Source organism: uncultured Allobosea sp. (assembly GCF_945956895.1).
GTDB lineage: Bacteria > Pseudomonadota > Alphaproteobacteria > Rhizobiales > Beijerinckiaceae > Allobosea.
Genome location: NZ_CAMFJF010000041.1, coordinates 21945 through 28179, shown reverse-complemented (window position 1 = coordinate 28179; position 6235 = coordinate 21945). Strand labels below are relative to the sequence as shown.

The following is a 6235-nucleotide window of genomic DNA, read 5'->3' as shown; positions in this document are numbered from 1 at the left end:
TCAACCTTGCTGCCGCGATGATCTGGTTGTCAGCTTTTGTCAACGCAGCCTAGGCTCCTCCAAGCGTGCTCGATCACCAAGGCATACTTTGACGAAGCCGACTATCGGCAGAACAGTTTCGAGATTTTCGATCCGCGCTGGCAGGTCATCACCGACAACTACCAGTGCTGCACCATCGCTGTTGCGAAGATCGGAAGCGACGCGACGGCGCCCTTTCTCAGCAAGCTGAAGGTTGCCAGCGGCGGCCCAGTGGCCGCGGCGCTGACCGTCGGCCTCGTCAACGCCTTCGTGAAGGGCGAGCTCACGGAGCTGCAGCGCGAGATCCAGTCGGCGGTGGGCTCCGACGACCAGAACCTGGTCAATGTCTGCCTGCCGACTGTCGCATTCGCCGCGGCTGTGACCCCGGCCCCTCAGTAGGGGCGCAGCCAATCGCCAGCAGGGTTCAGGCCCTTGTCGAGAATGGAGTAGATCGTCTGATGCGAACCAAGAAGCAGATCCGCCAGATCGATAAGCGAAAGGTCCGCCGCGTCCTGAACCTCGTGCCTGACTTCTTCAAGGCCGTGTCTGGCAGGCGCCTCAACCGCAACGGCTGGGATCGAGGAGTCTCCCGCAGTGAAGTGCGCTCGTGCCGAGATGCGCCCGAGTTTCGGGAGTGATGAGCATTGCGCTCAAATCCACGGAGGAAGGCGGCATGGGTACGATGAAAGCGGGTGAGAGCATGGAGATCACCACTGTGGTGCTGAACAAGCACCGCGACGATCTCACTGGCTCGTTCTACGGCGGCCGCGGGTCTCAGCTCGGCAACCCGTTCCCGATCAATGAACGGATCGGGCAGACGCGTGACGTCGTCATCATGCGCAACGCCGAGCGCGCGGCGAACGACCCGGAGCTTCTGAAGGTCTATCGCACGATGAAGGGTCGGCGGCTCGTTTGCTTCTGCGCGCCGAAGCCCTGCCATCTCGACGTCGTGGGTTACATCGCGGAAGGCATCGAAGTCGACCCCGTCGTCGCCGCCAGGCGCGTGCTCGCCGGCGAGACCCTCGCGGTGCTGAAAGCGCGGTTCGACCCGCAGCGCGGAGAGGCCGCATAACCGGCAGCGGCTCTGTCCGTCGAACGGGGCGAACGAGGAAGATTGCCCCTCAAGGAACTATCGCTCAATGCGGCGAGCCTTCCGCGCCGGCCGCGGCATCCGCCGGGCCCCCCCGAGAGCTGCCGGCACGAGTTGGCGCCCGGTATCGGGCGTCGTCATCCTCCGCCGCCCCGATATCCCCACTACTCGCGGGAAACACCACGCCAATTCGCTGACCGAAGGGCCGGGATCGAGAACCGATCGTCCGACAATCCCCGGAAGGACCAGATCCATGCCCTACGACTGCAACCACGACGGCCACGACGGTTACCTGGATGCCAGCGATTACGAATTCAACGCGGGCTTCGACTATAGGAGCGAGGCCTATCGCGCGACCTCCGACGACGTCCTCCTCATGGCCGCTGCCGAGGCCCACGACGAGGCCGAACTTCGCTTCTATCTGGACTTCTGGGGCTCGGAGTACGGCCCCTACGCCGATCCAGGAAGCTCGGTTTGGTCCGTGGCCGAGCCGATGGGCGAATACGCGACCGAATACGGCCCTTACGTCGCGCCGACGTCCGTCGATCCGCTCTCGACCTACTTCTTCTGAGGCGACCAGATGGAAAAGCTCGACTGGCAGCCCATTCGTGGCGGCTCGACCCTGCGCGCAGTATCACTGGAAGGATCCTGGCGCATCCGCCCTCCGAAGCGCGGCGAGCCAGCCACCATCGATTTCAATCTCGCTGACGGCCGGAATTACTTCGAGATCAAGGCGGCCTTCGACGCGGAGAAGCCCAAAGAAGGGTCCTACGCCTACTGGCGATATTGCTCCCTGCTCGGCATGAGCGATTTCGACCACGGCTATGCCGACACCCAAGAAGACGCCGTTGCTCTCATCGAGGTCCTGCTGCGGGGTGACACTGCCGGCGACGCTGATCAAATCATTGCCGCCGCGGGCTTCTACCTCCACCACACAACGAAGAGCATGAGCACTTTTCGCCACGCGATCCGCACAGGTTTCTCGCTCTGCATTTCGCCCGAGGCGATCTACCTGGAATTCCAGAAGGCCGGTTGGACGCATTGGTGCAATCTCGCCAGGTTTGCGTTTCGCGGCGACGGCCTCGGTATGGACTGCGGTGATGATGGCTGTCCGGTTTTCTGGCCCGAGCGCATCACGCGGAACTTCCGCGTCCTTGCCGTCCGCGCCTGCCTCGCGATGGTTGACCGCTACATAGCGGACGGACGCCACATGCGCCGCGCTAGCCGGCGCTGAAGAACTCCCTTTCAGGGGCGGATTTGCGGGCTCGCGCGTCGCGCCGACTTCATCGAAATTTCCTTTGAGCTCCTCGCAAGCCCGGCCTTCGGCCGGGCTTTTTTTCTGCGCCGAGCGCAGGGCTGACCGCCTTCCAATCCAGCGATTGATAGCAACGCAGAGGCACAGGACTGCCTCCGCGGATCTGAATTCTAGACAGATGAAAGATGACCGCAGGTCAAGCTGAATTCCCAAGGAAGAAGGCGAGATCGAGCGAGGTCAAAGAGTGATCAGGAATCAATAAAAATTCCCGGTCGGACAAGAGAAACCCTTCCGGCGCCGAGCGAAGTCGCGCCGATCATTGACGAAGGATGTTACGATGACCCAGGCCACCCAGAACCAGACCCAGACCCAGACCACCGAGCGTCAGCGCGCGTTCCCGCTGTCGGGCACCCTGACCGAGGTCGAGTCGAAGATCGACAAGGTCGGCAAGCCCTACCTGTCGGCCAAGTTCAACACCACCATCAAGAAGAAGCCGGTGACCGTTCGCGCGATGGCGTTCGGCAAGGCGGCCGAGGCCGTCAAGGGCATCTTCATCGAGGGCGAGGCTCGTCTCTTCGGCCTGTTCGAGAAGCCGAACGGCGAGTCGAAGGGCGGCGCCTTCCGCGTCATCGCGCCGGGCCTGCCGCCGAAGGCCGCCGCCGCGGCCTGAGCCAGTACATCAGATCGCGAACCCCGGTGCCGGTGGCGCCGGGGTTTTTCTTTGGGCGAACCGCCAATCCCAGCTGCTCAACAGGAAGCATCGGGTGAACCCGGATCGAGAGAAAACCCCGAAAGGATAGCTGCGATGGATCTCATCACGCCGTTTTCCAAGACCACTGACATCAGCAGCCTCGCGTTCATCCCGGCGCTTGAGGGCGACGCCTTCCAGGTCTTCATTCCGCAGGCGCTGCGTGCCATTGCAGCGATTGCCGACGGCTCCGAACTTAGCGAGCGCCTCACCTACCTCGCCCAAGACCTGCGAACGGACCAAAGCGCGGTCGTCGGGTTGCACGGAGCGACCAGCGGCAACACCTCCTGTCAGAGGATCCTCGACACCCTGGCTCTCACGGGCGGCACGGATCGCGCCGCCCAGGTGCACCTTGCCGGGCTCGGCGATGCTGTTCACGGCTTCGTCGAGGCCTGTGCTGGCCCCTTCGAGCCGCAGGGTTATCAACGCGCCCTGATCGCGCTCACGCTGAGGGTCGATCTCATTCGCATTACCGCCGCCGGTTGCGGCGGCCACGCGGCTGTCGCGCCGATGAACAGCAAGGACGAGGCCTTCTACTGCGTGCACAACGCGCTCGCGTCGACCCTCATGGAGCTCAACGTCCAGCCGGTCGGCGCCTACGATCAAGCGATGCGCCTCATCATGATGGCAGCGCCCGATTTCGTGCCCGACCTGACGGCCTCACAGGTTCCGGAAGATCGCGCGGCCTAGGCGCCGCGCGAATACAATTCGCGGAAACAGGTTCGTTCGAATCGAGATTCAGAAATCCCCGAAGCCTTCACTTCAGGTGAGCCATTGTGACCGAATATGCGAAACAACCCCTCGCAAAGGGCGGACTGACCTCTTACCAGATCGCGGAATGCTCCCGCTTCGGCATCGGGCAGTTCGTCGAGATCTCGGATAGCTACGAATTCGCCGGCGACTGGAAAAACACCATCTGTCAGGTGGTCGGCGTCCGATGGGACGAGCGCGCCGAGAAGCCGGACTACTCGCTGCTTCACAATGGTGATCAGATCACGACCGGCTTCCTGCCCGAGGATCTGAGCCCCTCCGCACAACGTCGCCCCGGTGCATCCGATCTGGTCGAGGTGGCGTTGCAGCGGGCCGAGCGAGCCATATCGCAGTATCGCGACACTATGACCCCCGCTCAGATCGCGGGCATGATCTTCGTCAGCCCCGCTGTACAACACCTCGCAATCCTCGACGGCCTTTCAGAGCGGCACGCCGTCACGGACTGGTCGCTCATCGACGCCTGGAAGCGAGATCTGGACGAGATGCACGTCGCTCCCAGCGCGTCGGAGGGCATGCACGCCCAGAACTGGGCCGACAAGCCCCATCGCGTCCTCTATGACGCCATCCGCATCGCACGGAGGGCCATCGACGCGCTTACTGCCTTGCAGCCGAAAATCAACAGCGATGGCGTGAGCCCTGCAGTCTACAAGCCCGTCACCACTCCAGAGCAAATGGTTCTTCTGGGCGACGTCCGGCGCGACATCGCGGGAGGAACACAGTGGTTCTCGCTCGGGACCGTCAAGGAAATCATCCGAGCTCTCGACCAATTCGGCGATCGGCTGGACGGCCGCGACGGGGCGACGCTTCCGGCATCAGCCATACCGGATATCCCTGATGCGAATTTGGCAGCTGTCGACTGGGCCTTCACCGCTGCGATGACTGCCGGCGTCACCGTCACATACGAAGACGTTTCGGCTATTGTCGGCTGCTACCTCACCAGCGTTCGGGCTGGCGCTATCGCGCAGCGCCAGGATCGTCTTCATCCCGATACGGCAGCGATGCTTTGGGCGTTTGCGGCTGCGCTTTGGTCGAAGCTCCTCAAGGCCCAGCAGAAGTACGAGAGATCAAACGACTGGAAGACCGATAACTGGGAGACGGAGTGCCGCGCCGATCTTCGCCAGCACGTCGAAAAAGGCGACCCACTCGACGTTGCCGCATATGCCGCCTTCTGCTGGGCGCGGGGCTGGTCGACGCGATCCCTGAGGCAGGCTGATGCGGCCGTGACCCTTCCGACTGCCCTTAAGGCAATCGAAGATCGCGCTGCGACCGTATCCCCGAACCCCGTCCTGGGCGACGATGACAGCATCCACCTGACCCCGTACCAGGAAGGATATCGAGAAGGTCTCCTCTGCGCTGCCAGGGACATTCGAGCAAACCTCGATCCAGCAAGCAAAGATCTGGCAGCATGAAGCTCTCGCAATGGGATTTGCAGAAGGACCGGAACGCCTATCCGAAAGGCCCCGTGGCCGAGGGGCGTTCTCTTTACCGGCTGATCGGGTGGGAAGGAGCCGATCGCGGCGGTCTCCTCCTGAGTGACGGCGAGCGGGATGCCATCACCTCGGCCTTGCGTTCCGCCCCTCCCGCGCCGCCTCCGGCGACGGCCGGCCTTGCGCTTTCAAAGATCCGCTTTGCGCAGCTCGCCGGCTGGATCGCCAAGCACGCCGCCGCTTGGTCTTCCGACAGCCTCGACCTTATCGAGGACGAGCCGAACATCAGCCCGCAGGACGTCTTCCGGTTCACGGACGAGATGCGCGCTCGCCTTGACCGTCTCGACAAGCAGGCGGGGCGCACACTGGAGAAGAGGCATGGCTGAGGCAGTTCAGGTCAAAACGCTTTTCCCGAACAACCAGTACGCACCGGCCGGGGCCTATCGCATCATCGACAACACGCCAGGTGGCCACCCTGCAGATGGCATGACAGCTACCGTCTCCCTCGGAGATGGTGCCTTCACCTCGATCATCAACCCTCGATCGTTCGAGGAGGGTGGGCCCGAATGGGTCATGCGCTACGGAAATCCCGAGAGCATCAGATATGCGGTTGCCGGCCTGCTGGAGAGCTATGACTATCTCCTCGGCTCTCACCTCAGCATGCGCGAGGCAACTCGGCGCCTGCGTCTGATGCGGGCGGCCCGACGCGATCTGGAGAACAGTCATGGCTGATGACGCGATGAACGAGGTCCTCGATCTGCTGAGGTCTCTCAGCAACCGTGGCATCGTATTCTTGCGGGAAACTGACATGCCGGCGGCTTGTCGCGCCCACGATCAGGGCTGGATCGCGATCAATCAGAACGCCGCCCAGATCACCCCAGAGGGCCGTGCCGCAGTCGCGGCCGCGCAGTAGCAGGACAGGAGAC

The 6235-nt window shown here is 62.9% G+C and carries 10 protein-coding genes; all 10 read left to right on the top strand.

Going from position 1 to position 6235, the window contains the following annotated elements; translation table 11 throughout:
• The first annotated feature begins 36 nt into the window (after positions 1 to 36).
• Positions 37 to 417, top strand: coding sequence for a hypothetical protein (locus Q0Q02_RS17865; RefSeq protein WP_293811346.1), 381 nt, complete (start codon positions 37 to 39; stop codon positions 415 to 417).
• A gap of 274 nt (positions 418 to 691) precedes the next feature.
• Positions 692 to 1090 carry a DUF4326 domain-containing protein gene (locus Q0Q02_RS17860; protein ID WP_293811344.1) on the top strand — a complete coding sequence of 133 codons (399 nt, stop codon included), beginning with the start codon at positions 692 to 694 and terminating at the stop codon, positions 1088 to 1090.
• A gap of 271 nt (positions 1091 to 1361) precedes the next feature.
• Complete coding sequence (locus Q0Q02_RS17855) at positions 1362 to 1679, top strand: hypothetical protein (RefSeq protein ID WP_293811342.1); 318 nt, start codon at positions 1362 to 1364, stop codon at positions 1677 to 1679.
• Positions 1680 to 1688: 9 nt separating this feature from the next.
• Positions 1689 to 2342 (top strand): hypothetical protein, encoded by a 654-nt coding sequence (locus Q0Q02_RS17850; RefSeq protein WP_293811340.1) that lies wholly within the window; start codon positions 1689 to 1691, stop codon positions 2340 to 2342.
• A gap of 358 nt (positions 2343 to 2700) precedes the next feature.
• Positions 2701 to 3033, top strand: a complete 333-nt coding sequence (locus Q0Q02_RS17845; RefSeq protein ID WP_293811339.1) for a hypothetical protein — start codon at positions 2701 to 2703, stop codon at positions 3031 to 3033.
• A 135-nt stretch (positions 3034 to 3168) separates the two neighbouring features.
• A complete protein-coding gene (locus Q0Q02_RS17840; RefSeq protein WP_293811337.1) occupies positions 3169 to 3801 on the top strand; it encodes a hypothetical protein in 633 nt (210 codons plus the stop codon).
• A gap of 86 nt (positions 3802 to 3887) precedes the next feature.
• Entirely contained in the window at positions 3888 to 5291 is a 1404-nt protein-coding gene (locus Q0Q02_RS17835) for a hypothetical protein (protein WP_293811335.1), read from the top strand.
• A gap of 53 nt (positions 5292 to 5344) precedes the next feature.
• A complete protein-coding gene (locus Q0Q02_RS17830) occupies positions 5345 to 5695 on the top strand; it encodes a hypothetical protein (protein WP_293811333.1) in 351 nt (116 codons plus the stop codon).
• Positions 5688 to 6041: a hypothetical protein gene (locus Q0Q02_RS17825; RefSeq protein WP_293811331.1), complete on the top strand. Its 354-nt coding sequence runs from the start codon at positions 5688 to 5690 to the stop codon at positions 6039 to 6041. Before Q0Q02_RS17830 ends, Q0Q02_RS17825 begins: the two co-directional genes overlap by 8 nt.
• Positions 6034 to 6222 (top strand): hypothetical protein, encoded by a 189-nt coding sequence (locus Q0Q02_RS17820; protein ID WP_293811329.1) that lies wholly within the window; start codon positions 6034 to 6036, stop codon positions 6220 to 6222. The genes Q0Q02_RS17825 and Q0Q02_RS17820 overlap by 8 nt, the downstream gene beginning before the upstream one ends.
• Positions 6223 to 6235 lie beyond the last annotated feature (13 nt).